General features: G+C 48.1%; 24 protein-coding genes. 10 read left to right on the top strand and 14 right to left on the bottom strand.

What is annotated here, in order from left to right; all coding sequences use genetic code 11:
* Positions 1-5: 5 nt before the first annotated feature.
* From K7B07_RS14465 to K7B07_RS14455, 3 genes are read right to left on the bottom strand one after another with little or no spacing between them, the layout of a single operon-like run.
* Positions 6-1,721 carry an ABC transporter ATP-binding protein gene (locus K7B07_RS14465; protein WP_223710767.1) on the bottom strand — a complete coding sequence of 572 codons (1,716 nt, stop codon included), beginning with the start codon at positions 1,719-1,721 and terminating at the stop codon, positions 6-8.
* Complete coding sequence (locus tag K7B07_RS14460; protein WP_223710766.1) at positions 1,721-2,110, bottom strand: hypothetical protein; 390 nt, start codon at positions 2,108-2,110, stop codon at positions 1,721-1,723. Before K7B07_RS14460 ends, K7B07_RS14465 begins: the two co-directional genes overlap by 1 nt.
* 13 nt (positions 2,111-2,123) lie before the next feature.
* On the bottom strand, positions 2,124-2,894 hold the full coding sequence (locus K7B07_RS14455; RefSeq protein WP_223710764.1) for an AMP nucleosidase: 771 nt from the start codon (positions 2,892-2,894) through the stop codon (positions 2,124-2,126).
* Between the two features lie 155 nt (positions 2,895-3,049).
* On the opposite strand from K7B07_RS14455, the gene K7B07_RS14450 reads away from it, so the two are divergent.
* Complete coding sequence (locus K7B07_RS14450; RefSeq protein WP_223710762.1) at positions 3,050-3,496, top strand: type I restriction enzyme HsdR N-terminal domain-containing protein; 447 nt, start codon at positions 3,050-3,052, stop codon at positions 3,494-3,496.
* Here K7B07_RS14450 and K7B07_RS14445 read toward each other — a convergent pair.
* Both K7B07_RS14445 and K7B07_RS14440 read right to left on the bottom strand, forming a co-directional pair.
* Positions 3,470-4,360: a 3-hydroxyacyl-CoA dehydrogenase NAD-binding domain-containing protein gene (locus tag K7B07_RS14445; protein WP_223710761.1), complete on the bottom strand. Its 891-nt coding sequence runs from the start codon at positions 4,358-4,360 to the stop codon at positions 3,470-3,472. The genes K7B07_RS14450 and K7B07_RS14445 overlap by 27 nt on opposite strands.
* Positions 4,361-4,377: 17 nt before the next feature.
* Positions 4,378-5,535: a DUF3667 domain-containing protein gene (locus K7B07_RS14440; protein ID WP_223710759.1), complete on the bottom strand. Its 1,158-nt coding sequence runs from the start codon at positions 5,533-5,535 to the stop codon at positions 4,378-4,380.
* A 139-nt stretch (positions 5,536-5,674) separates the two neighbouring features.
* On the opposite strand from K7B07_RS14440, the gene K7B07_RS14435 reads away from it, so the two are divergent.
* Both K7B07_RS14435 and K7B07_RS14430 read left to right on the top strand, forming a co-directional pair.
* Positions 5,675-6,160, top strand: coding sequence for a ribonuclease domain-containing protein (locus K7B07_RS14435; RefSeq protein WP_223710757.1), 486 nt, complete (start codon positions 5,675-5,677; stop codon positions 6,158-6,160).
* 6 nt (positions 6,161-6,166) lie between these two features.
* The gene (locus tag K7B07_RS14430) at positions 6,167-6,445 is read left to right on the top strand and encodes a barstar family protein (protein ID WP_223710756.1); all 279 of its coding nucleotides are present in this window, start codon (positions 6,167-6,169) and stop codon (positions 6,443-6,445) included.
* 7 nt (positions 6,446-6,452) lie between these two features.
* Here K7B07_RS14430 and K7B07_RS14425 read toward each other — a convergent pair whose 3' ends face one another.
* Positions 6,453-7,091 (bottom strand): carboxypeptidase-like regulatory domain-containing protein, encoded by a 639-nt coding sequence (locus K7B07_RS14425; protein ID WP_223710754.1) that lies wholly within the window; start codon positions 7,089-7,091, stop codon positions 6,453-6,455.
* A 104-nt stretch (positions 7,092-7,195) separates the two neighbouring features.
* Between K7B07_RS14425 and K7B07_RS14420 the strand changes: the two genes are divergently transcribed.
* Entirely contained in the window at positions 7,196-8,266 is a 1,071-nt protein-coding gene (locus tag K7B07_RS14420; protein ID WP_223710752.1) for an Mrp/NBP35 family ATP-binding protein, read from the top strand.
* Between the two features lie 34 nt (positions 8,267-8,300).
* Here the strand turns inward: K7B07_RS14420 and K7B07_RS14415 are convergent, their stop codons facing one another.
* The 6 genes from K7B07_RS14415 to K7B07_RS14390 form a co-directional block, all read right to left on the bottom strand.
* Complete coding sequence (locus tag K7B07_RS14415; RefSeq protein WP_223710750.1) at positions 8,301-9,023, bottom strand: hypothetical protein; 723 nt, start codon at positions 9,021-9,023, stop codon at positions 8,301-8,303.
* Between the two features lie 4 nt (positions 9,024-9,027).
* Complete coding sequence (locus tag K7B07_RS14410; RefSeq protein ID WP_223710748.1) at positions 9,028-10,302, bottom strand: hypothetical protein; 1,275 nt, start codon at positions 10,300-10,302, stop codon at positions 9,028-9,030.
* 229 nt (positions 10,303-10,531) lie between these two features.
* Positions 10,532-11,248, bottom strand: coding sequence for a 4-hydroxy-tetrahydrodipicolinate reductase (dapB, locus tag K7B07_RS14405; RefSeq protein WP_223710746.1), 717 nt, complete (start codon positions 11,246-11,248; stop codon positions 10,532-10,534).
* A gap of 61 nt (positions 11,249-11,309) precedes the next feature.
* Positions 11,310-12,041, bottom strand: coding sequence for a DUF5683 domain-containing protein (locus K7B07_RS14400; RefSeq protein WP_223710745.1), 732 nt, complete (start codon positions 12,039-12,041; stop codon positions 11,310-11,312).
* Between the two features lie 19 nt (positions 12,042-12,060).
* Positions 12,061-12,990 (bottom strand): ParB/RepB/Spo0J family partition protein, encoded by a 930-nt coding sequence (locus K7B07_RS14395; protein ID WP_223710743.1) that lies wholly within the window; start codon positions 12,988-12,990, stop codon positions 12,061-12,063.
* Positions 12,991-13,038: 48 nt separating this feature from the next.
* Positions 13,039-13,839, bottom strand: coding sequence for a ParA family protein (locus K7B07_RS14390; RefSeq protein WP_223710741.1), 801 nt, complete (start codon positions 13,837-13,839; stop codon positions 13,039-13,041).
* A gap of 294 nt (positions 13,840-14,133) precedes the next feature.
* Here K7B07_RS14390 and K7B07_RS14385 point away from each other — a divergent pair, with 294 nt between their 5' ends.
* The 6 genes from K7B07_RS14385 (at position 14,134) to K7B07_RS14360 (ending at position 24,993) form a co-directional block, all read left to right on the top strand.
* Positions 14,134-15,390, top strand: coding sequence for a metallophosphoesterase (locus K7B07_RS14385; protein WP_223710740.1), 1,257 nt, complete (start codon positions 14,134-14,136; stop codon positions 15,388-15,390).
* Positions 15,391-15,454: 64 nt separating this feature from the next.
* The gene (locus K7B07_RS14380; RefSeq protein ID WP_223710738.1) at positions 15,455-16,045 is read left to right on the top strand and encodes a porin family protein; all 591 of its coding nucleotides are present in this window, start codon (positions 15,455-15,457) and stop codon (positions 16,043-16,045) included.
* A gap of 252 nt (positions 16,046-16,297) precedes the next feature.
* Complete coding sequence (gene lon, locus K7B07_RS14375; protein WP_223710737.1) at positions 16,298-18,697, top strand: endopeptidase La; 2,400 nt, start codon at positions 16,298-16,300, stop codon at positions 18,695-18,697.
* Positions 18,698-19,050: 353 nt separating this feature from the next.
* On the top strand, positions 19,051-22,245 hold the full coding sequence (locus tag K7B07_RS14370; protein WP_223710735.1) for a SusC/RagA family TonB-linked outer membrane protein: 3,195 nt from the start codon (positions 19,051-19,053) through the stop codon (positions 22,243-22,245).
* Between the two features lie 19 nt (positions 22,246-22,264).
* Positions 22,265-23,881 (top strand): RagB/SusD family nutrient uptake outer membrane protein, encoded by a 1,617-nt coding sequence (locus K7B07_RS14365; protein WP_223710733.1) that lies wholly within the window; start codon positions 22,265-22,267, stop codon positions 23,879-23,881.
* A 113-nt stretch (positions 23,882-23,994) separates the two neighbouring features.
* A complete protein-coding gene (locus K7B07_RS14360; protein ID WP_223710731.1) occupies positions 23,995-24,993 on the top strand; it encodes an alpha/beta fold hydrolase in 999 nt (332 codons plus the stop codon).
* On the opposite strand, the gene K7B07_RS14355 is transcribed toward K7B07_RS14360, so the two are convergent.
* Both K7B07_RS14355 and rpe read right to left on the bottom strand, forming a co-directional pair.
* Positions 24,990-25,691, bottom strand: a complete 702-nt coding sequence (locus tag K7B07_RS14355) for a porin family protein (protein ID WP_223710730.1) — start codon at positions 25,689-25,691, stop codon at positions 24,990-24,992. The genes K7B07_RS14360 and K7B07_RS14355 overlap by 4 nt on opposite strands.
* A gap of 63 nt (positions 25,692-25,754) precedes the next feature.
* Positions 25,755-26,402 (bottom strand): ribulose-phosphate 3-epimerase, encoded by a 648-nt coding sequence (gene rpe, locus K7B07_RS14350; RefSeq protein ID WP_223710728.1) that lies wholly within the window; start codon positions 26,400-26,402, stop codon positions 25,755-25,757.

The raw sequence follows: 26,402 nt of genomic DNA, 5'->3' as shown, positions 1-26,402 counted from the left end.
GGAGATCAGATTCCCCTGGGAATGGAGGCGATCAGCTTTTTGGTATACGCCGTTCCCGGGCGCTCATAGATCGTTTCCGCCGGACCGCTCTCCTCTATTTTGCCTTTATTCATCACAATGATCCGGTCGCTGAAATAGCGTACCACGGAAAGATCATGACTGATAAAGACAATGGTAAAACCAAATTCTCTTTTAAGATCATTCAGCAGGTTCAGTACCTGGGCCTGCACGCTCACATCCAGCGCGGAGACCGATTCATCACAGATGATAAAGGAAGGTTCCAGGGCCAGTGCCCGGGCAATTACAATGCGCTGCCGCTGGCCACCGCTGAACTCGTGCGGGTAACGGTGGTAGTGCTCCGGCAGCAGTCCCACTTTTTCCAGCAAGGTCTCCACCCTTTTTTTGCGGGCGGCGGCGTCCGGTTCGATATGATGTACTTTTAACGGCTCTTCGATCGCCAGGCCGATCTTTTTCCTGGGGTTCAATGAAGAATAAGGGTCCTGAAAGATAATCTGCAATTGCTTGCGCAACCCGCGCAGCGCTTCTTTTCCAAACAGCATCATATCCTTTCCCCGGTAAACGATCTTACCGGCAGTGGAAGGCACCAACTGCAGCAGGGTACGGCCCAGGGTTGTTTTTCCGCAACCGCTCTCTCCTACCAGTCCCAGTGTTTCATTTTCGAAGATCTCAAAACTCACATTATCCACAGCCTTTGTATAGCTGAGCGGTTTGCCCAGCCAGTTCCGTTCGCGGGGAAACCATACGGAAAGCTGTTCCACTTTTATCAAACAGTTTGAAGCAACGGGAGACCCGCCGGCAGCAGTGGTTTCCGGCACTGTAACCGTTTCTCCGGTGGCTTCTTTTACTGCGGAACCCATAAAATCACTCACCACGGGCAACCGGGTTCCTTTCCTGTGATTTACCGGCCGGCAGGCCAGCAATGCCTTTGTATAAGGATGCTGCGGGTTCCGGAACAGGGCGGTCACGGTTCCTTCCTCCATCACCTCGCCTTTGTACAACACTACTGCGCGGTCCGCGATCTCCGCCACTACCCCCAGGTCGTGAGTAATAAAGATCACCCCCATGCCGGTTTCCTGCTGCAGTTCTTTAATCAATTGCAGTACCGTCTTCTGTACGGTCACATCCAGGGCAGTAGTAGGCTCATCACAGATCAGGAGCCGGGGTTTGCAGCACATAGCCATGGCGATCATCACCCGTTGTTTCTGACCACCGCTGAGCTGGTGCGGATAACGGTTATAAATCGCAACCGGGTCCGGCAGCTGTACCCGTCCGAACCATTGTATGGCCAGCTCCTTCGCCTGTTCTTTTGTTACCCGTGTATGGATCCGGATGGCTTCTGCAACCTGGCTGCCACAGGTGTACACCGGATTCAGTGAACTCATCGGTTCCTGAAAGATCATGGAAATAGCATTACCACGGATCTCCTGCAATGTTTCCCTGCTTTGTTTCAGCAGATCGGTGGCGCGGCCCTCTTCTGTATAATAAATGACAGCGCCGTGTACATATTTTATGGGAGGTGAGGGGATCAGCTGCAGCACCGATAATGATGTAACCGATTTGCCGGAACCCGATTCGCCAACAAGCGCCACGATCTCATTCGGGTGTACGGTTACCGAAATTTTCTTCAACGCATGATTCACCGTCTCACCGGAAACAAAATCAGCACTCAGTTCCCGGATCTCCAACAAGGGTTGCTGCATTATTGAACCACTTTAATATTAAGCTTCTTGCCAGGTGTGGGATAATAGGCCATGCACACCGCACATTTCTGTTCTTTATCCGCCGGTACAATTTCAAAATAAAAAGTGTCTCCCTCTTTTATATTGGAAGGGAAATTGCAGGGATTGCTGATGCCAAAAGCCTTCCAGTAGGTCTTATTGGTCTGCGGGTTGGTCCAGGTGGCCTCCACCAGCATGGGATTGATCCTTCCTTCAATAACTGAGAAGGTGTAATTGGAACACATGCCGGCTACTTCAAACCGGCCTTTCAGTTTGGTGCCGCCCCCACCTTTTGAGGCTTTGGAGGAACAGGCGGTGCCGGCACTTAACGCTGCGGCCAGAACAATCAGTGCAAATAAACTCTTTTTCATATATCCTTTTTATTTAAAACCGCAGATGCCGTACCGTCTGACCATTATTGATCAGCTGTTTCAACGAATCGATACCGATCCGCAGGTGGTCTTCTACATATTTGGCGGTTACTTTTTTATCGCTTTCTGCGGTCTTTACTCCTTCCGGGATCATCGGCTGATCGCTTACCAGTAACAGGGCTCCCGTAGGTATCTTGTTATAAAACCCGACTGTAAAGATAGTGGCGGTTTCCATATCCACCGCATAGGCCCTGATCCGTTGCAGATAGGTCTTAAACTCTTCATCGTGTTCCCAAACCCTGCGGTTGGTAGTATAAACGGTTCCCGTCCAGTAATCCGTCTTCGCCTCCCGTATCGTGGTACTCACCGCCTTTTGTAAGGCAAAGGCAGGGAGGGCAGGCACTTCCTTTGGAAAATAATCATCCGAGGTACCCTCTCCGCGTATGGCGGCAATAGGCAAAATAAGATCACCTACCTTGTTCCGTTTTTTAAGTCCGCCGCATTTTCCCAGGAACAAGACTGCCTTGGGCGCGATGGCGGTCAGCAGATCCATTACCGTTGCAGCCGTAGGACTGCCCATACCAAAATTGATAATCGTGATATCATCGGCAGTAGCGCATTGCATCGGTTTGTCGAGCCCCACCACTTCCACATTGTTCCATTCCGCAAACAGTTTTACATAGTTGCTGAAATTCGTCAGCAGGATATATTCCCCAAAATTCTTCAGACTTTCTCCGGTGTACCGGGGCAGCCAGTTCTTTACAATTTCACTTTTTGTTTTCATTCGTCTTCGCTTTTAACTGAAAATGTAATGCACTCCTCTTCCTTGTTTTACCGCCGGCACTGTTTCACGTTTTAACGGGCTGACAGCTCAACCGAAAATAACATTACTTTAAATTTACATTCTCATAGCTAATTTAACCATTATTTTTGGATCAAATGATACCTGTTCAATATCCGCCGCCTCGGTTTAAGATCGAAACCCGGAATGGCCAGCCGCATATTTTTGACGCCCTGAGAAAAAAATGGCTGGTGCTGCAGGACGAGGAATGGATCCGGCAGAACTTTATTCAGTACCTGCTGCAGGAAATGCGCTACCCCCGGGGCCTGATCGCGCTGGAAAAAGAGATCCGTCTGGGTGAACTGAAAAAAAGGTTCGACATTCTTGTTTACGATCCGGATCACCAGCCCTGGATGCTGATCGAATGCAAAGCGGACCAGGTATTGCTGAATGATGCGGTGCTGAACCAGGTATTGCGGTACCACATTGCCCTGCCGGCGCAGTACCTCGTCATCACCAACGGCAACCTCACCTATGGCTGGAAAAAAGAAGCGGATCGTCTTACGCCGATCGATATATTACCGGAATTTCTCACTCACCACTAATTCCTTTGTTCCATGGGCATAGGTATAAAAGCCTTCTCCCGACTTCATACCCAGCCGGCCCGATGCTACCATATTCACCAGTAACGGACAGGGCGCATATTTGGGATTGCCCAATCCTTTATGCAATACATTTAAGATGGACAGACAAACATCCAGCCCGATGAAATCCGCCAGCTGTAACGGCCCCATCGGATGCGCCATTCCCAGTTTCATGATGGTGTCGATGGCTTCCACGCCGGCCACTCCTTCATACAAACTGTAAACCGCTTCATTGATCATCGGCATCAGGATGCGATTCGCAATAAATCCCGGATAGTCGTTGGCTACGGCCGGTATTTTTCCAAGTTGTTCACTCAGCCCGATGATCATTCCGGAGACCTCCGCCCAGGTGGCATACCCGTTGATAACCTCTACCAGCTTCATTACCGGAACGGGATTCATAAAGTGCATTCCGATCACCTGGCCGGGCCGTTTTGTAACTGCTGCGATCTTTGTAACAGAAATGGAGGACGTATTCGTGGCCAGAACGCAGTGCTCCGGGGCCGCAGCATCCAGCTGTTTAAACAGTTCCAGTTTTACTGATTCGTTCTCAGTGGCCGCCTCCACCACCAGGTCGGCCGCAGTCACTCCCTTTTGCAGGTCTGTTTCGATGGTGATCTGCTGTAGTGTTTGTTTCTTTTGCTCCCCGGTGATGCTTCCTTTGGCAAGCTGCCGGTCCAGATTTTTTTCGATGGTCTTTACCGCTTTTTCCAGCTGCGCAGCAGCAACATCAACCAACACAACTGCGTATCCCGCCTGCGCAAATACATGTGCAATCCCGTTGCCCATGGTACCGGCGCCGATTACCGAAACATTTTTTATCATAAGGTCGTTTTTAAAATTTAATGCAAGGTATAAAAGGAATAAAGAACCAATCCCAGTAAAAATGCCAGTATCAATACCACGTTAATGATAAAAAGCGCAAACCCCTTCAGCCGGGAAACTCCCTTCCGTTCGCCATAGACCCGGCTATGCGCCCTGAAAAAATAAAAAAAGGAATAACCAGACGCTGCCATAATGATGCTCACTTCAATGGTTTTTGCCAATGTGTTCGCCCCGGCCAAACCGCTGAAGAATAAAACAAAATACAGTAAGGTTACCAGCAACAGTAAAAAACAGAAATAGTGGAGGGTAAAAATACCATGATCAAAGAACCACCATTTCTTTTTACGGTGAAACAGCCAGAGGAAGAAGGCAAACAAGGGCATGTACAGGAACAGCGCCTTGGGGATATTATGGATGAAAGCCTCCCGCATCCGTTCGCGGATCTGGTTGTTTGAGTACCCGTATTCCCAAAGTTCAATGTGTTTTTTTGCAAATACGTAATCTAATTTACTCATGCGGTCCCCCGGGATTTTTTGCACAGAATCCAGCTGGGCAACGGAGTGCACCCCTTTGGGAACATTACCGCCCCCGATATTAATAACAGAACCTGATTTATCAAAATTGGTAGTGTCGGTTCTTAATGCATTAAGGTCCCTTGTTTCATCTGCAAGGTCTTCATCCACTTCCTCAAGCGCATCCCTCAGCTTCTCTTCATAAGCCGCCTTTATGTTTCCCGTTAAACCCGAGGGTTTTGCGAGCACGCTGCCCAGGCTGTCCTTTGCTTTCTTCAGCGCTGCGATATCCGTCACCAGTTCCTGTTCCCTCTCTTTAAATGTCTTCGGTTTTGCTTTATCGTGACCGGGAAATAAGAAGACGGGCAATAAAAAGGTAATAAAATTCAGAAAGATATACAGGCGCACCGGTGGTACATAACGCATTCTTCTTCCGGCCAGGAATTCCCGGGTGAGCCGGCCCGGACGAAACAGCAGGAATTTTATTGTTTTCCAGAATTTACCATCATAATGGGTAAGATCTTCAAAAAAATGCGTAAAAAGATAATGAAAGGTCTGCCGCGGTTCGATATTCTCCTGGCCACAGTGGGAGCAAAAATGGTCTGCTACCGTATGGCCGCAGTTTAGGCAGGTTTTTTCATTTCTAAGTTTGTGCCCCGACATCTATTTTTAGGGCAAGATAATCAAAAATGAGAAAAGCGGGGATCCGCTGCATTTTAATATTCCCCGGCTGCGCAGGTTCCTCCTTCTTTGCGCATCGCAATTTTTGCTGTACGTTTGTCCTGCCGATTAAAGCAATGGTATGCAAAAACAAAACAGGTGGCTCGTGCTGCTTCTTGCAGTGGTTATCGTTCTGGGATATTTCTGGTGTCAGCACCGGGGAACCTCAACCCGGGAGCCGTCTGTCATTACCCAAAAGGAGCATTCCTCAGCTACCGGGGAAGCAGTACGGGGCCCGGTTGACGAGCTCACAAACGAATCAGTAGTTGTTCCCTATATTAAGCGAACAGGACGATTGCCGGAATATTATATCACCAAACGGGAAGCCCGGGAAAAAGGATGGATCGCCGCCCGGGGCAATCTTTGCGATGTATTGCCCGGCAGGGCCATCGGCGGCGATGTTTTCAGCAACCGCGAAAAACAATTGCCGGTTAAAAGCGGGAGGAAATGGTTCGAGGCGGATATCAATTATCATTGCGGCCGCCGTAATGCAGACCGGGTACTGTTTTCGGACGACCGGCTGGTTTTTGTTACAAAAGATCATTACCAAACCTTTGAAGAAAAATAAATAATTATGCAAGAAGCCATCTTTGACTTTGACCGGATCGGGACCACCGCGGATTTTTATCAGATTGCCGTGCAGCAGCTGAACCTGCCGGAGTATTTTGGCAATAACCTGGATGCACTTTACGATGCGTTAACCGGGATGATCGGACTACCCCTGCTGGTACGGTTCATCAACCTCTCTATGGGGCAGCTGGAAAAATTTGACGCAATCATTGCCGTGTTTGAAGAGGCAGCGGCCGCCCTTGATGAGCAACTGGTTTTTGAGTACTATCTCAAAAAACCTTAAATCATTTTTATTTATTCTTAAAATCGCCGCGTTTCCAGGATTTTATAAATTCGGCCCAGGCAGCAGGGTTAAAGATATTCATAGGAGGGATCTGTCCCTGGTAGCGTGCTTTCTGTGAAATCATGTTCAGTTGCATATTCGTCACTTCCCTTCCGTCGTACCCGGTTTTTTTCAGCATGGCCCGCTGCATCTCCTTGGTATTATTTTTCCGGATGGTTTCCATCTCGTCATCTGCAACACTTACATTTACAAAATCACGTCCAAATTGTTCAGGAGTCGGGCGTGGGCGTATGATCGCAGCCGGGAGATATACCGTATCCTCCGTCAGCAATACCACCATATTATACTGGTTGCCTTCCAGGTCACGCGGAATGGGCTTTACCATCGGTTTATAGGTAACATGCGAAAACTCGATCTGATCGCCCTTGAGCACTGCGATGGAAAACACCCCGTCTTTATTGGTAACGGTTCCGCGCTGCGAGCCTTTTACCGTAACACTCACAGAAGGAATGCCGTACAGGCTGTCGGAGGACATTACAATACCAAAAAGCTGAATAACGGAATCACGGGCCTTCTCAAACTGGGCATTCGCAGTTGATGGAATTATAAACAATAAAACAATAACCGGTATGATTATTTTCTTCACAGCCCCAAATTTAAGTAACGATTTGTAAATAAGACAACAAAATGCCCAATAGGATGTTTAACTTTGCGGATTGTAATGAATTTAACATAAGCTTTAGTAAATAAATGACAAAAGAACTTGTTTTACAGGCATTAAGTACGGTTCATATCCCGGGTTCCCATAAAGATATCGTGGCGCTTGATATGGTAAAGGACCTGGTGATCGAAAAATATTATATCGCATTCAACGTGGAATTGCCCAGTGATGACGCCCGGCTGAAGGAAAAGGTGAAGGCCGACTGTATAGAAGCGATCAAAACAGGCGTAAATGAAAAAGCGGTTGTAAAAGTAGGTTTTGGCAGCAATGCACCGAAAGCCCAGGCCACAGTTGCTGTGCCTAATAAAGTATTGCCCGGTGTAAAAAATATCATCGCAGTTGTGAGCGGGAAAGGCGGCGTGGGAAAAAGCACGGTTGCTGCAAACCTGGCACTGGCACTGGCGCAATCGGGTGCGGCAGTGGGTCTGATGGATGCGGATATTTATGGCCCGAGCGTACCCATTATGTTTGGCGTGCGCGGTGAACGCCCGATGATGAAGGATGTGAACGGGAAAGGCATGATCGTGCCGCTCGACCGGTTTGGCATCAAGTTATTAAGCATCGGATTACTGGTAGACGAAAGCAAGGCGGTGGTATGGCGTGGCCCTATGGCCAGCAGTGCTATCAAACAGTTTATCACGGATGTGGATTGGGGCGATCTGGATTACCTGATCGTGGACATGCCTCCAGGCACCGGTGATATACACCTCACCCTGATGCAGATCGCAGACGTGAGTGGCGTAGTGATCGTAAGTACGCCGCAGGATGTGGCACTTGCCGATGCCAAGAAAGGCATTGCCATGTTTGGCCAGGCCCAACTGAATGCCCCCATTATCGGACTGGTGGAGAATATGAGTTATTTTACGCCTGCGGAGCTGCCGGATAATAAATATTATATTTTCGGCCAGGAAGGCGGGAAACGCCTGGCGAGCGAATACGATCTTCCCTTCCTGGGTGAGATACCCCTGGTACAGGGTATACGCGAAGGGGGCGATATCGGCATACCGGTAATGATGAGCGATGACGAGATCACCAAGGCAGCATTTAAATCCTTCGCCGGGGAAGTGATCCGTTTTGCAGAACGAACTGCAAGAAAATAACAGGCACCGTTTAACAACCGCAATATTATTCCTGTTAAAAACAATTGTTGCCGCTGCTGGCAGTAACGGTGCATTTTTTTACCGGGATCAGCCGGCCGTTTGCAATCCTGTTTTTTGTGAGCCACCGTTGCTGTTTGTTGCTCTTTCCGGTGATGATGCACTGTTTCCTTTTATCCCACCCGTAAAAAGCGCCGCTGAAAAAATGCGGTACCAAAACATAGCGCCGGGTGTGTTTATCCAGCCGGTATAATTCATAAACCAGGTTGTCTTCAGACCATTCTGATCCATTGGCCAGCAGCAGCTCGGGCACACCATCGTGGTCGATATCGTAAACATAAATGGCTTTTGCGGTCATACGGCCATACCCTTCCTTCGCATAGCAGATAAAACTGCTGTCTGCAAAGCCCGCGGCCCGCAGCCGTTCATAAGTTTCAGGATAACTGGCCCCGGTGGTCAGCACAGGCGCCTGTTCAAAATAGCTGTCAAGCATGGTATAGAAACTGTCGGGAAACAGCGCGTCCTCCCGCAGCACAGTAATAGAAAGAGAAGCGTCCTCCGGCTGCTTCCGGTATTGCAGCTTTAGGGGATAGGTTTTATTTTGAAGCCGCAACATCCCGTTTACAACAAAGGTGTCGGGAATGGTGTCCTTTTTTTGCAATGCTTCGCGGGCCGCGTTATGGTACGAAGCAGGTTTTGCCGTAAAACAGGCCAGCAAGTTGACCAGGACAAAGCACCCTGTATAAAAAAACCGTTTCATAACATTATTCTTTAACATTCCCGATCCGTTCATTATAATCAAACCCCAGGCTGTTCTTCTGGCTGATCTGCAGCACCCCTTTATTGGTAATACCCGTGATATAGTGTCCGCCATTGTAAAGCTTGATCAGCTCGGCATCCAGTATTGACTTTTCCGAATCTCCGGAGGCCGTGTCCGTCATAAACTTATTAAATGCCGCAAACTCAGCGATGGTGCTGGGACAGGTCTTATAAGTGATCAACCCTTCCAGCTGCGTGAAGGAGGCGACCGTTTTTATTCCTTTGAATATTTTATTGAACTGCGCTACGGCCATCCTTACTTTTTCCGGTATCTTTTTGTTCATCTTTATATCGATATTCTCTTTCCAGTTCCAGATATAATCCGGGTTCTTATCAACCGCCTCCAGCGCTGCAGCGGCTTCTTTTGACAAAGCGCTCTTGTTTCTTTTTTCCGCTGCAAAATCGATCTGTCCGGCTCCCCAGCCATCCGGAAACCCATAATTAGGCATGCCTTTGCTTTCAAGTCCCCGGCCCGAAGGACCATACTCTGCAGCCACCACTTTTGTTTTGCCTTTGACCTTTGTTTTTACATACTCCGGATCCCAGAACTGACGTACCACAGTAACATTCTCACTGCCCGATTCACTCAGAATGATCTTGAATACGAACCAGTATCTGGAAAGATACTGTTTGCTGACCAGATAATCCTTTACCACTGTCTTTGAGGGGTTTTTCCCCCTGATATAAAAAACAAATTTCTTTAACACTGTTTTTCCGTCTGCACTGTATGCTTCTACTATAGCCGTTCCGCCGCGGAACAATCCCCTGAAATCCACCTCCCAGCTGGAAGTCTGACCTGCCGGGGCTTCGCGGAAGCTGCTTTGTCCGGAAGGTGCCGGAAAATAATCCACATCGTTCCGGTTAAACATGACTTCGGAAGCCTTGAACACGAACGCCGTTTTCAGCCGGAACAATACCTTTTTATAATTATAATCCTTACCAACGGTCACATCGATCCGCAGCTTTGGCATTTCCGGTACCTCAGAGATGAAGACATAGGCGCCTTCTTTTATTTCACTGTTATCCTGAAAGACCTTTATAGAGAAGGAGAGATCATTGCTGGGAGGTGTTTCCGGATCGCCGTGCCGGACGCCTTCCTCCTCTCCCTTTTCTTTAATTATATTATTTGCAAACGCATTGATGTTCTCCCTGGAATACATATTGTGATTTCCATGCGTGACCTTTGTATAAGTACCTTTTACAATCCTTATCCTGCTCATGGTTAGTATGCTTTTAAACGGATGAAGCCCGGCGGCAGCCTTGCTGTTTCACAACGGATCCTGTAACTGCATTCATGAGTTAGCGGACTGATGCATTTAAGGGCTATCCTTTGATAAAAATAATCATTTCCTCAACAGGATTCAAATTATTTTTTATTTACATGTATTTAAAGCTCATAAAAAAAGCCCTTAACCGGGCTTAAAATCTTGTATCCTAATCCATCCGTTCTTACAGCGCCAGCACGTCCTTCATGGTAAAAACGCCTTTCTTATCGTTTATGAATTCTGCGGCCAGCACGGCGCCCAGGGCAAACCCTTTGCGGTTGTGCGCGATATGGGTGATTGAAATATCATCAATGTCCGAAGAATAAGTGATCGTATGGGTACCCGGCGCCGGGTCGATGCGTTTGCTGGTAATAAGCAGCTCTCCTTCCCGGGGCAGTACATCGTTGACCCATGTTGTTTTTTCGGTGTATACATCCATCACCTGCTCTGCCAGGGTGATTGCTGTACCACTGGGTGCATCTTTCTTTTCAGTATGATGAATTTCTTCCAGGCTTACCGAATAGTCTGCATGACCATGCATCAGCGCCGCCAGTTTTTTGTTCAGTTCAAAAAACAGGTTCACACCAATGCTGAAATTGCTTGCATACAGAAAGGCACCGTCATGCTGGTTGATCAGTTGCAGCAATTCCGGCATTTTTTCGAGCCAGCCGGTAGAACCGCTTACAACAGGCACTCCAAACCGGATCAGTTTTACCAGGTTTTCAAAAGCCGTATGCGGACCGGTAAATTCGATCGCTACATCTGCCTGCTGCAGGTTTTCCGGGGTAAATTCTTCCGTATTTCCCAGGTCGATCTTCAGCACGATCTCATGTCCTCTTTCCAGTGCGATCGCTTCAATGGCCTTTCCCATTTTTCCGTATCCGATAAGTGCAATTTTCATTTATTCTAAAATTTCTGTTTTTTATTGATCCGGTGGCAGCGGCTGCCATCGGGTGTTCCCGCTACTTGAACCGCAGCACAAAGCTCAGTCCGCTGGTATTGGCCATTTCGCTGTACCCCGGTTGTATCTTAAAGCTCAGCTTGGGCGACACATCAAAAGTGCTGAGGTGCGCATCCACCGTGGCGTCCACCACATTCAATCCCCAGGCAATGAGGAAAAAAACAAAGGCATAATCCACATCCTGCCGGATCTGGTCCCGGTTGCTCCGCAGGCCCTCCGTATTCAATCCGTTCGGCCCTTCAAAGAACGGCCGCTTCAGCTGATCATAAACCTTTGCATAATTCGGACCGGTAAGACTGTCCTTTCCCTGCGAGATATTGTAAGCTACCGTAAATGCGTACCGGAAGCGTTTGTACCATTTTAAATTATCAATAAAAAGCCCTCCTGTAACACCCAGTGCAGCATAAACAATGGGCACTTTCCAGATCTTTTTATTGTATACCTGACCCCAGCCGGGCAATATTGCTGAGCGAAGCGCCGCCTTTCCGGGGTTCCGGTAACGGGGGTCCTTCCGGGCCACGCTGTCCACATATTTATCCTTTACCTTACCCGCCTTCAGCGCCTTTACCTTTCCCGTATCCTTTACAGGAGTGGTGTCACCGGCGGGAAGCGTATCTTTCACAATAGGAAGGGTGTCCTTTACAGCCACGGAATCCGTTTGCTGCGCATAAAGGTTAAGGCCTGCACCTGCAAAGAAAAATAGCAGCAGTATTATTTTGTTCAGGAAACGCATGATGCAAATAAAGCACTAATTAATCTACCGATACGTTAAAGTTGTGCAGTAGCTTATTCAATTCCTCAACCGAATAATAATCGAATGTGATCTGGCCGCTTCCGTTACTGCTGTGCCTGAGTTTTACACGGGTATCGAACTGGGAAGCCAGCTTGTCTTCAATGCGTTGAAAAGAGGACGACAACCCGCCCCGGCTCACCGGTTTCTTGGCAGTACCCGCCTGCTTGTACAGGTTGCGCACCAGTACTTCAGTCTGGCGTACCGAAAGACCTTTGTCTTTTATCTCTTTAAAAATAAAAAGCTGCTTTTCAACCGTATCTACATTAATGATCGCCCGGGCATGCCCCATCGACAATGCACCGCTACGCACTGCCAGCTGAATATCGGGAGGGAGTTTTAAGAGTCGTATAAAATTGGCAATGGTGCTGCGGTCCTTACCCATTCGTTCCGCTACCTGTTCCTGCGAGTAATCCAGTTCATCCATCATGCGCTTGTAGCTCAGCGCCACTTCCACCGCGTTCAGGTCCTCCCGTTGAAGGTTTTCGAGCAGCGCCAGCTCCAGCAGCTGCGCATCGTTGGCCTGGCGGATATAGGCAGGTACATCTTTCAGTCCGGCCATCTTGGATGCCCGCAAACGGCGCTCTCCCGCAATCAGGCGGTATTTGCCGGCAGCGGTTTTTGAAACCGTCAATGGCTGAATGATGTCATGGATCTTTATGGAGTCCGACAGTTCTTTTAATGCCTGTTCATCAAAATCATGCCGGGGTTGCTTGGGGTTTATTTCAATATCCGCCACCGGGATCCGCAGGATATTGGTGGCAGTTTCCACTACTGTTTTTTTCAATTGTTCCCCGCCGGTGCCGGTGCTTTTCAGTTCTGCGTCTATACTGCCCAGCAGGGAGCGGATCCCTTTACCCAGTGCGTCCTTATTTTGTTTTGTTGTCGACATTTCTTTCTCGGATGTTTAACGTTTGAAGTTGGTAACAGTAATCAGCAGCTACTCCAAAATCTTTTCCTCATTTGCAATCTTTGTCATATCATTTTTCTGCAGGATCTCCTTGGCCAGATTGAGGTAGTTGAGGGCGCCCTTGCTGGCCGCATCATACAGGATAGCCGGTTTTCCAAAGCTGGGCGCTTCACTCAGTTTTGAATTCCGGTGAATGATGGTGTCAAACACTTTGTCATCAAAATGGCGCCGTACTTCGCTCACCACCTGGTTACACAACCGGAGACGGGAATCATACATGGTCATCAGGATGCCTTCGATCACCAGCTCGGTATTTAAACGGCTCTGCACGATCTTGATGGTGTTGAGCAATTTACCCAACCCTTCCAGGGCGAAGAATTCACATTGCACCGGCACCACCACAGAGGCTGCAGCGGTAAGCGCATTTACCGTGATCAGTCCCAGCGAAGGAGAACAATCGATCACTATAAAGTCGTATTCCTGCTCCACCGCCTCCAGGATGTTTTTAAGTACCATTTCGCGGTTGGGATAGTTGATCATCTCGATCTCCGCCCCTACCAGGTCGATGTGGGAAGGAATCAGATCAAGGTTGGGAATATCGCTTTTCAGGATGACTTCCTTTGCAGGCGCCTGATTGGCCATACAATCATACAGACTGTGTGTAATGTTGTGCAGATCGAAGCCGACGCCGGTGGTGCTGTTTGCCTGCGGATCGGCGTCCACCAGCAACGTTTTATATTCCAGCACCGCAAAACTCGCCGCCAGGTTAATGGCCGTCGTAGTTTTACCAACCCCTCCTTTTTGATTCGCTACTCCAATAATTTTTCCCATAGTACTTATATTCTGTCTGAACTGCTGCTAAAAAACGCTAAAAAAATTCAATTAAGCAAATGTAAAGTATTTGCTATTCTTAATATGGATAAAAAGCGAAAAGCTGGCAGGGCCGCGCTTCGCTTTCAGCCATCAGTTATCAGCGGTTAACCAGCGGCATCCGGCTGGCAGATCCCGGTCGTAAGTTCCGGCGTTTCAGGCAGCAAGCGGATCGCCCAAAGCCGAAAGCTCATCGCTGATCCCGAGCTCGGATCAAAATTTTACCTAGTTTTGAGCGAATAAAATCTTCCTTTTATGCGGAATACCTCGTTCTGGTGGGTGATGCTGGTGGTGATGCTCCTGATCGATCTTTACATCTTTATCGCCATCCGTTCCTCTGTTTTTGCTTATTCCCCACAAAAAAACCGGACAATATTTGCCGTAAGTTACTGGGGTATCACGCTGCTGGCCTTTGGCACCCTGTTATTGCTGCCCTACTTACCGGCGCATGAAGCAGGCCGGCTGCGCCGCAGCATAATTTTTACCATCATTTTTGCCCTTTTTCTCGGAAAGATCCTGGCTGCGGTGTTCTTCCTGGTGGATGATATCCGGCGGCTGGCCCAATGGGTGGGGGGTAAACTTTTTTCTGCCAACAGCGAGGTGGGCGAGGTATCAGGAGCAGATCTGGAGACGATCTCCCGCTCCGGCTTTCTTACCTGGCTGGGCATTGCAGCCGGCGGCGGCATTTTTTCCACGCTGCTTTTCGGACTGAGCAATAAATACAATTATAAAATAAAACGGGTGACCCTTTCCTACCCCAATCTTCCTGCGGGATTCAAGGGTTTCCGGATGATCCAGCTGTCGGACATCCACAGCGGCAGCTTCAGCAACCGGGCTGCGGTGAACCGGGGCGTCGACATGGTCCTGAAGGAAAAAGCGGATCTGATCGTGTTTACCGGCGATCTGGTGAATAATACTGCTACTGAAATGGAACACTATATCGAGGTCTTTTCCCGTCTGAAAGCGCCTATGGGTGTCTTCTCTACCCTGGGAAATCACGATTACGGCGACTACCACAGCTGGCCGGGCACCAAGGAAAAAACGGCCAACCTGGACCGGTTAAAATCGATCCATGCACAAATGGGCTGGAAACTGCTGCTGGATGAACACCTCCCGCTGGAGCGGAACGGTGACCAGATCGGCCTGATCGGCGTACAGAACATCAGTGGCAAAGCACGCTTTCACAGCTACGGGGATATGGCAAGGGCGTCAAATGGTGCAGCTTATCCTTTCAAGATTTTGCTGAGTCATGACCCCTCTCACTGGGATGCCGAGGTTACGACAAAGTACACAGATGTGGACCTGATGCTGAGCGGACACACACACGGCATGCAATTTGGGGTGGAGATACCGGGATTTCGCTGGAGCCCGGTGCAATATGTTTATAAACAGTGGGCCGGCCTTTATGAAAAAGGAAAACAGAAATTATATGTAAACCGGGGGTTCGGCTTTATTGGGTATCCCGGCAGAGTAGGCATCCTTCCGGAAATCACAGTTTTTGAATTCGTCTGAGAATCATTCCTTTAGTTCGCCATTTTTTTCTACTTTTAATGTCTTAACAACAATACTCAGTTTTATGCAAGTAACAAAGACCGCTGCCCTCCTGATAGCAACCGCCCTTTTTGCTTTTTCTGCAAATGCGCAGTTCCATGTTGGGGCCAAGGCCGGTGTAAATGCCACCAAGATCAATGGAAAAAGTTTTAAGGAAGAATTCCAGTACAATTACCTGGTCGGCTTTTTTGCAGAGATCGGGGTAAGTAAAAAATTCAGTGTCAACCCCGAATTGCTGTATTCCCAAACCAGCAGCACCCGCGATACCAGTTTTAAGAACGTATTGCCGGGGTTCAGAAAAGATCAGACCAAGGCAAAACTCAATTATCTTTCAATCCCTATTTTGGCGAATTATCATCTGGCCGGACCTCTTCATATTGAGGCAGGGCCGCAGTTCAGCATCCTTACCAGCTCCGACAAGAACTTACTGGAAAATGGGAAAGAGGCGTTTAAAAAAGGAGATTTTTCCATGATAGGGGGCGTTCAGCTGAAGTTCAGTAAACTCCGGGTTTCCGGCCGGTATGTCATCGGTCTCAGCAACGTCAGTGATCTGCCACAACAGGAGCGGTGGAAAAACCAGGCCTTGCAACTTGCCGTGGGATACGCCCTGTTGTAAGAACCGCTCCCGGGACATTAAACAGTTATAATCAATATATTAAGTATTACATAGTCTTGCTTTGTGCTGCGGACATAAAGCAGGGGCCGTCGCAGTGCGACCGGAGCTGTCAGCCGTGGTCAGGAATCCTTTAAAACCGTCAATCTTTCCGCATTTTTGTTTGTGGCATTACAATTGACCTGCTAATTGTTCTGTTTATAGATGTGCGCACTTGTTAGAGTGCGCTGTCAGTTTGTCCTGTTAAAAAAGATTATGAAGTTTGATATTAATTTTAGACCCGAAGATGAGATGGATTTTTTACCCATTATTCCACTCAATGAAAACGAAGGCGACGAAAACCTGGATGAGATACCCGATGAAATAGCAATCCTGCCCCTGAGAAATACCGTTTTATTTCCCGGAGTGGTGCTCCCGATAACCGTTGGCAGGGATAAAAGTATCCTGGCTGTGAACGAGGCCTATAAAGGCAACAAGTTTATCGGCGTGGTGGCACAAAAGGACAGTAACCAGGAAAACCCAGAGTCGGACGATCTCGAACTCATCGGTACCATTGCCAAGATCATTAAACTGATCAAAATGCCGGATGGCGGTACCACGGTGATCATACAGGGACGTAATAAATTTTCCATTGAGCAGATCGTGGCCGATGACCCCTATTTCAAGGCAAAGATCAAAAGGATCCCTGACACGGAAACCCCGGTGGATGCCGACTTTGAGGCACATATCGCCAATATAAAAGACCTGGCGACCAATATCATCCAGCAGTCGCCCAATATCCCCTCCGAAGCATCGATCATTCTGAAAAATATTGAAAAGCCCTCCTTCCTGATCCACTTCGTAAGCAGCAACCTCAATACATCGGTAGAGGAAAAACAACAGCTGCTGGAAATGAATGATATCCGCGAGCGGGCCGGCAGCCTGATGCAGTTGCTGCAAAAGGAACTGCAGTTCGTGGAGCTGAAAAACAAAGTGACCAATAAAACCCGTACGGAACTCGATAAGCAACAGCGGGAATATTTCCTGCAACAGCAGTTGAAAAGCATTAAAGAAGAACTGGGCGGCGATACCAACAGCCAGGAGATAAAGGAAATGCAGAAAAAGGCTGAAGCAAAGAAATGGCCGGAGACTGCAAAAGAAGCGTTTAAAAAAGGAATTGAAAAACTGGAGCGGATGCATCCCAGCACACCGGACTATTCGGTGGTGTATAACCATGTGGACCTGATGCTGGACCTGCCCTGGAACGAATATACAGAAGACCACTATGACCTGACCAATGCCAAGAAGACGCTGGATCATGATCATTATGGTATGGCCAAGATCAAGGAACGGATCCTGGAATACCTGGCGGTGCTTAAATTAAAAGGCGACATGAAAAGCCCGATCCTTTGCTTTCTCGGCCCTCCGGGAATCGGTAAAACATCATTGGGTAAAAGTATCGCCAGTGCGCTGGGGCGCAAATACGTACGGCTGAGCCTGGGCGGCCTGCATGATGAAAGTGAGATCCGCGGGCATCGTAAAACCTATATCGGAGCCATGCCGGGGCGGATCCTTCAATCGCTCCGGAAAGTAAAAAGCAGCAACCCTGTGATCGTGCTGGATGAGATCGATAAAGTGGGGAATGATTTCCGCGGCGATCCCAGCAGTGCCCTGCTGGAAGTACTGGACCCGGAACAGAACAATAATTTCTATGACAACTACCTGGAGCTGGAATACGATCTGAGCAAGGTATTATTTATAGCTACGGCCAATAACATTCAAACCATTCAGCCCGCCCTGCGCGACCGTTTGGAGATCATCGACCTGAGTGGTTATGCGATCGAGGAAAAAATTGAGATCGCCAAGCGGCACCTGCTCCCCAAACAGAAAGAGTTGCACGGACTGGCAAAGAGCGGTATCCGTTTTTCAGATAAAGTGCTGGCACAACTCATCGCCGACTATACCCGCGAAAGCGGTGTACGGGAGCTGGACCGCGTACTGGCAAGCATCATGCGCAACCAGGCTAAAAAAGTAGCCATGGGGGAAACGCTGAAAACACCGCTGACCACCGATGATGTTCAGGAGATCCTGGGCAAACCCCGCTACAGCAACGACCTGTATAAAACCGTGAACCTGCCCGGTGTGGCGGTAGGACTGGCCTGGACCTATGTGGGCGGTGATATTTTATTCATCGAATCCAGTCTGAGTGATGGCAAGGGTGAACTGCACCTTACCGGGAACCTGGGCAACGTGATGAAGGAAAGTGCCACCACCGCGCTTACTTATCTCAAATCAAATGCCGGCACGTATAAAATAGACAGCTCGCTTTTCCAGAAAAAGAACATCCATATCCACGTGCCCGAGGGCGCTACTCCAAAAGACGGACCCAGCGCCGGCATCACGATGATGACCTCCATCGCATCGGCATTGACCGGCAAAAAAGTAAAGCCCTACCTGGCGATGACCGGTGAGATCACTTTACGCGGGCAGGTACTGCCGGTGGGCGGGATCAAGGAAAAAATACTGGCCGCTAAACGTGCAGGCCTGAAGGAGATCATTCTTTGTCAGCAGAACCAGAAGGACGTGGAAGAGGTCGAAGCCTCATTTATAAAAGGGCTAAAATTCCATTATGTAAGCCGGATGGAAGAAGTGCTGAAGATCGCGACAGGGATTTAAAAAACATACTGACTATAATTAAAAAAAAGAGGCGGTCTCCAAACAGAGACCGCCTCTTTTTTTTATTTTCCGGTGCTTGGCAGCAGTCACCGCAAAGCAAACAATGCCCTAACCGATCAGGGTCTTTAGAGCTGCACTTCATGCGCAATTTTTTGTGCATATCTGTAAAATTTTGATTTCCAATTCTTTTTTAAAAATGGATTTCCCCTGTTTTTTGTTCATTTTTCAAGAGCAACCGATTGCACAAAGATTACCCCTGAATACAACCACTTTAACATTTTATTTTCTATACCTTGGCTGCCTTTCACTGTGTTTTTACACAGCCATCTGATACTTAATTAAAAATTGCACACATGAACAATTATCTTATTGCAGCTTTTAAAAAAAGCCTGCATCCGCCTGGCAAGGCACGTTTGCTAGTGATCGCTTTGCTTCCTTTTCTTGCAGCCGGACTTTGCTCCAATAATGCAACGGCTGCAACTTCCCTTTCCTATTTCCAGGTTCAGCAACAGACGATAACCGGAAAGGTCACTGACAAAGCCGGTGCACCTGTTGCAGGCGCATCCATCCAGGTAAAAGGAACCAACGAAGGAACCACTACCAACAGTGAAGGATTGTTTGAACTGAAAACCGGTCAGCAGCAGGTGGTACTGGAAGTATCTTTTGTAGGAAAAAAGACACAGGAGGTTACCGTAACGGATAGCAAACCTCTTGAGATCATTCTTGAGGACGATGCCACAATGTTATCGGAAGTAGTGGCTGTAGCCTTCGGTAACCAGCAGCGAAAAACCATCACTTCTTCCATCACGCAGGTAAATACCAAAGTGATACAGGATCGTCCGGTAAACAATATTGCTTCCGCGTTGCAGGGGCAGGTAGCCGGCGTCAATATCACCCAGGGATCTGGTCAGCCGGGAGCCAATCCCTCCATCAACATCCGGGGTATCGGTACCCTTCAAAGCGGCACCTCCCCTCTGATCATTATCGATGGGATTCCCGGTACACTAAGTATGATCAATCCGAATGATGTTGAATCCATTTCGGTGCTGAAAGATGCCTCTGCATCTTCGTTATACGGTGCGCGTGCCGCCAACGGCGTGGTACTGGTTACCACAAAAAAAGGGAAGATCGGCAAGGCGGTTATTTCCTATTCCGGTTATATGGGTTTTCAAAAACCCACGGAACTGTTTAAAGAAGCCAGCGCTTATGCCTATGCCGACGCGTATAATACTGCATTGATGTACGATGCCATAACAAGCGCCAACCCGGATTTTGATGCTTCAAAAAAAGTATTTACGCAGGCTGAACTGAATGGCTGGAAATCAGGGGCCGTGCCCAGCACGGATTGGCGCGGTGCCCTATTTGACAAGGACGGCTTTACCCATTCGCATACGATCAATATTTCCGGCGGTCTCAGCAATGAAGGCATTTCCGTAAGGAATAATGCCTCCTTTGGCTACCTCGATCAGGATGGGAATATCGTCAACACAAAATACCAGCGCTATACCCTAAGGGACAATGCCGAGATCAAATGGAACAAATTCACACTGGCATTGTCATTGGGTATCGGCTATACCAAGGCCAAGGAACCCACTTCTGCCAGGGTAGGTAATCTTGGTGCCATCATCAGCGCTATTAACCGTCAGCGACCGGTGGATTCTATTAAAAACTCAAACGGAGACTGGAACATTACCTCCACCAATGACACAAGAAACCCGGTAAGACAGGCCTACGAAGGTGGATTGCAAAACAGCCAGGTATATAATATTCTTGCCAATGTGAACCTGGGATACCAGATCGCCAAAGGGCTTGACCTCAAATTCACCAACGGTATTAACTACAGCGATAACACAAAGGATATTTTCAAGAACTCACTCGATTGGTATAATGGAACAACATCAGGTCCCAACTCCTCTTTAAAAGAATCTTATAAAGATGTGCACTATCTGCAGCAACTGGATCTGACCTATCAGAAGCGATTCGGTGATCATAGTCTGAATGCCATTCTTGGAGGACAACAGGAGTTCCATACCTTCCGCTATCTGAGCGGCTACCGCGAAGGCTATCCCAACAACCTCTCCGGAAGCCTGCAGCTGGGTCCGCAAACCGGCATCAACAATAACAGTATTGCCTATGAATGGGGCATTATGGGTTTGTTCGCCAGGGTTAATTATGATTATAAAAAGAAATACCTGCTGGAGCTGAACGCCCGCGAGGATGGCTCTTCCCGGCTGACCCCTGGTTCCAACTGGGATTTTTTCCCTTCCGCTTCTGCGGGATGGCGTATCTCGGAAGAACCATTCATGGAATCACTGAAGCCCACTTTATCCGAGCTGAAATTAAGAGCCAGTTATGGGGTGCTGGGGAACCAGAACCTTCCCGGTGATAATAATGATCTTACATTGGCCAATTATAATCAATTATATTATTCCTACCAGTCTCTTTTTGGTCCTGCCTCTAACTCCTATTTCGGTCCCCTGTACTATATATTCGGTGATCAGATCTACAATCCGATGATGGTGATCCAGGATCAGAATACCGGGTTTACCTGGGAGCGTACAAAAATGCTGGATGTGGCCATTGAAGGAGGCCTGTGGAACGGCATGGTCAATTTCAGTCTGGGCTATTTTAATAAAGTAACCAATGCCATGCTGATGACAAAAAAAGTATCCTCTGTGCATGGTGGTAAGGATTACATTGCCAACATCGGGAAAATGAAGAACTACGGATACGAGTTTGAGCTGGGATTGAATAAAACAACCACCAGCGGATTTACCATATTTGCAAACGGTAATCTTACTTATCTCACCAATAAGATTCTGGATCTTGGAGGTATCGATCTTGCACCCAGCGGCAATACAAAAAATACAGTTGGCTATCCGCTGAACGCCTATTATATTTATGAAAATGCCGGGCTGCTGACAAAATCCGAGTTCCTTGATCCCAACTATACATTGATCACAGGACAGAAATACGGAGATCAGAAGATAAAGGATCAGGATGGTAATGGCATCATCAATGCATCCGACAAAGTAATGCTGAATAAATCCAGCACGCCCAGATGGTTATATGGTCTGAACTTTGATCTCGGATACAAGAACTTCGGTATTGCCGGTATGCTCCAGGGTGCCGCAGATTATTACAAATACCTCGGCGCTAGTGTTGGGTATGGATTTAACAGCGGATACAGTATCACACAATGGACCATCGATCATTCTTACAACCCGATGGCAGATGAGAACAATTACAGCACGCGTTTACCCCGTACTTCTGTTACCAATTCCATCAACTCAACCTACCCGTCCACTATATTCCTGTTTAACTCCTCCTATGTCCGTTTAAAGAACCTGCGGGTTTATTACAACCTGCCGGGCACCGTACTGGAAAAACTGAAACTCAACAATGCCCGTTTTTATGTTTCCGGTCAGAACCTGTTTACCCTGTCAAAAATCCCCAGGGACCTGGGCATTGACCCTGAGGTAAGCAGTGCCACTGCCGGATATCCCCAGGTTAAAATATTCACATTTGGTGTTGATGTTTCTTTCTAAATCCTTCAAATTTTATAACATGAAAAGCAATATATATATACCCATAATTATAGCCTGCATTTCGCTTTCCTCCTGCGTTAAGCTAAAGCGGGACGCCATGGATGCCTACCCGGTTGATAAATATTTCACATCGGAGCAGGCGGCATTGCAAAACCTGGCAGCCATTTATCAGAATACAAAAATGAGCGGCTTCTTCGAAGACGGCAATGCCATTCTGATGGATGATATTACCGACAATGGTTACAACCCGTTCAGCAACCAGTGGCCCAGCTATATAGCGCTGGGATCGGGCACTGCCGCCAAAATAGACGGGCGCTATGTGGATCTGTACCGCACTTATTTTCCGTATACGGGGATCCGTTCCGCTAATTACTTTCTCGAAAATGTGGACAAAGTGCCCATGGATGAAGAAAAGAAAAATATCATGAAAGCAGAAGCCCGTTTCCTCAGGGCCTTCGACTATGCGCGTAAACTGATGTGTTTTGGAGGCGTTCCGCTGGTGACCAAGGTACTGGCCTATGGTGATGAGACAAAAATCGGAAGAAGCACTGAAGAAGAGATCGCAGCTTTTGTTAAAAATGAACTGGCTGAAGTGGCGGACATCCTGCCCCTGAAAAGAGAAGACGAAGAGCTGGGGCGCGCCACAAAAGGTGCCGCTCTTGCATTGAAAGCACGGCTGGAATTGTTCACCAGGGATTATGTCAATGCTGCAAAAGATGCAAAGTCCATCATCGATCTTAATCAATACGAGCTGTTTAATGATTATGAGGGATTATTCTGGGAAAAAAATCAGAAAAATGAGGACCGCAACAACGAAGTCATTCTGGAGGTAAAATACACCCCGCCGACCTGGGGCTCCTGGATCGATGCGCTTTATACAGTAGCGGAAGGCGGATGGAACTCCGTAAACCCCACACAGAGCATGGTAGACGCGTACGAGACCAAGAACGGATCCACGGTAAACCCGGACAAGCCTTATGACAACCGCGACCCCCGTTTTTATGCCACCATCATTTTCCCGGGGCAAACCTGGAACGGCCGGATCTTTAACAGCCTGGAACCCGTGGGACCTGATGAATATTACAATTCTTCCCAGGGGAACCGTTCCCGCACCGGCTATTGTCTCCGTAAGTACTGTGCCCCGGTGGAAAACCTTACAAAACAGTCTCCTGAAGAAGCCCAGGGACTGAACTTTATCGTATTCCGTTACGCAGAAGTGTTACTGACCTATGCGGAAGCCCTGATCGAACAGGGATCCAACCTGGGTGAAGCAGCCAGCGCCATCAACAAAGTACGGGCAAGAGCGGGGATGCCACCGGTAACCAATATGAGCCAGGAAGGCCTCCGCCAGAAGGTACGTAATGAAAGAAGAGTGGAACTGGCTTTTGAAGGATTACGCTGGTATGATATCAAACGCTGGAAGATCGGCGGTCAGGTAATGAACGGGCCCGTTCACGGAGTACGCCCCGGAAAAGTGAATATGACCACCGGAGCTGTTACTTTCTCCAGCGCCAATCACATCACTGTTGGAGATGTTCGCGTTTTCAATGAAGGCCGGGATTATTATTTCCCCATCCCGCAGGAAGACATTGATGCCAGTGAAGCATTGAAAGGTCATCAGAATCCAGGCTGGTAAAAGAAGGCTCTTTATAAACTTCAACGCTCCGGGCATTCAACCCGGAGCTTTTTTATTATACCAACAACCTTACCGGCGCTGTTTTTGTTATACCAGATACAAATCTCCCCATAATGAAGCAACTCATATTCCTGCTCGCTTTCCTGCTCCCATTGTTAACAACAGCACAGAACAAATCGAACGCTCTGGACATCAACCTGGAGAACTATGCCTATCCTTATCCGGTTTCGTTCCTCGAACTGGAAGACCAGCAGCAATCTTTGAAAATGGCCTATATGGATGTAAAACCCGCACAGCATAACGGGAAGAACATCCTGCTGTTGCACGGAAAAAATTTTAACGGTGCTTACTGGCGCACAACGATCCAGGCCCTTACAAAAGCCGGTTACCGCGTCATCGCTCCGGATCAGATCGGTTTTGGCAAATCAGCAAAACCACAACATTATCAATACAGTTTTCATCAGCTGGCGGCCAATACAAAAAAGATACTCGATCATCTTGGGATCCGCACCACGGCAGTGCTGGGGCATTCCATGGGCGGCATGCTGGCCACGCGTTTTGCATTGATGTATCCCGGGGTGACTGAAAAACTGATCCTTGAAAATCCGATCGGACTGGAAGATTACAAAACAATGATCCCTTACCAGACCATTGACAACTGGTACCAGTCAGAACTCAAAGCGGATCAAACATCCATAAAAAATTACCAGCTGAAATTTTATTATGACAATAAATGGAAGCCCGAATACGACGAATGGGTGTACCCGCTGGCAGGTGTTACGCAGAACAAACAGTATCCCCTGGTAGCCTGGAATAATGCACTTACCTACGATATGATCATTACACAACCGGTAGTATACGAATTCGCCAAACTGCAAATGCCGGCGCTTCTTATCATCGGCACCCGCGACAGAACAGCGCTGGGAAAAGCCCTTGCACCCAAAGAGATACAGGAACAAATGGGCCGTTATGATCTGCTGGGTAAGGCAACACAGGCAAAAATTCCCGGATCCAGACTGGTAGAAATCCCGAATATCGGCCACCTGCCGCATATTGAAGCGTTTGACCGATTTATTGCGCCGCTGCTGGATTTTTTAAAACCAGCGCCTTAAAACTTATAGCCCACAGAAAGACCGAACTGCATATTCTTGAGCCGTTCCCCGGTCTCCTTTCCGTCCACCTTGGGTGCAATGTTTAACAACCCCATCTGACCGTTCAGCTGAACAGAGAACTTATTGGAGAACTCATAACCGGCCAGCAATGCAGCTCCCACATCAAAAGGCTTTCCATAAGGGAGCTTCTTCAGGTTGTTGTAATCCAGGTAGCTGCTGTCGGTGGACGAGATATCATTTTTGAATTCAAGACTACCGCTCCGACTGGTAGTGGTATTGCCCATGGCCCCTTTGCCTTTCCACCGCCCCCCGATGCCGTAAGCCAGGTATGGCCCTGCACCCAGTAAAAGACGACCATTACCCAGTTCCGGCTTATAAAGAAAATTGACAGGCAGTTCAAGATAATAAGGATGCTGATTCACTGTTACCGTAAGACCGTCACTTGTTACTTTATACTGATATCCTTTGGTATTGAACAACAGGCCGGGGCTGACCGCGAATTCATCGCCCAGCGGCAGTTCTGCCGTAACCCCTGCATGAAAACCGGTCAGCAGATTGGTAGGCATCTTATTGTCATCAGCATCCCTGACAACCGCGTTTGAAAAGTTTACACCCGCACGTACACCAAACTGAACCTGGCTGAAAGCAGCACTGCAGGCACCCGCCGCAAAAAACAGGAGAACGAATCGTTTTAACATAAGCATTTGTTTTTAATAAGTAATTAGTTACCGGCAAAGGTAGCAACAACAAGCTAGAAAACATCAGGCATTTTTCAGCAGCCGGATGGCTTCAAGAGGATCTGCCGCATTGAAAACGGTGCTGCCTGCTACCAGTACATCGGCACCCGCAGCCACAATTTCGGCCGCGTTGTTCACCGTTACACCACCGTCGATATTGATCACCGCGCTGGAACCTTTCTCCCGGATCAGTTGTTTGATCTCACGGATCTTGTTCAGTGTATTCGGAATAAATGTCTGGCCGCCAAAGCCGGGGTTCACACTCATCACCAGTACGATGTCCACATCCGCAATGATATCGCTCAGCAAACTGGCGGGGTTGTGCGGGTTAATAGCTACCCCTGCTTTTAAGCCCATGGCCTTTATCTGGCGGATATCCTGGTGCAGCAGCGGACAGGTCTCAATATGTATATTGATATGATCGGCACCGGCTTTTTTAAACTGTTCGAAATATCTTGAAGGTTCTTCGATCATCAGGTGCACATCGCAGATTTTAGTGGTCACCTTTTTTACAAACTCAATGACCATCGGACCAAAGCTGATATTGGGTACAAAGCGGCCATCCATCACATCCAGGTGCAGCCATGCTGCTTCGCTCTGATTCACCATTTCCACTTCACGTTGCAACTGAAGAAAATTTGCCGCCAGCAAAGAAGGAGCAATAATCGCCAT

The organism is Niabella beijingensis, assembly GCF_020034665.1.
Lineage (GTDB): Bacteria > Bacteroidota > Bacteroidia > Chitinophagales > Chitinophagaceae > Niabella > Niabella beijingensis.
This window is presented reverse-complemented; position numbering and strand designations above follow the sequence as displayed.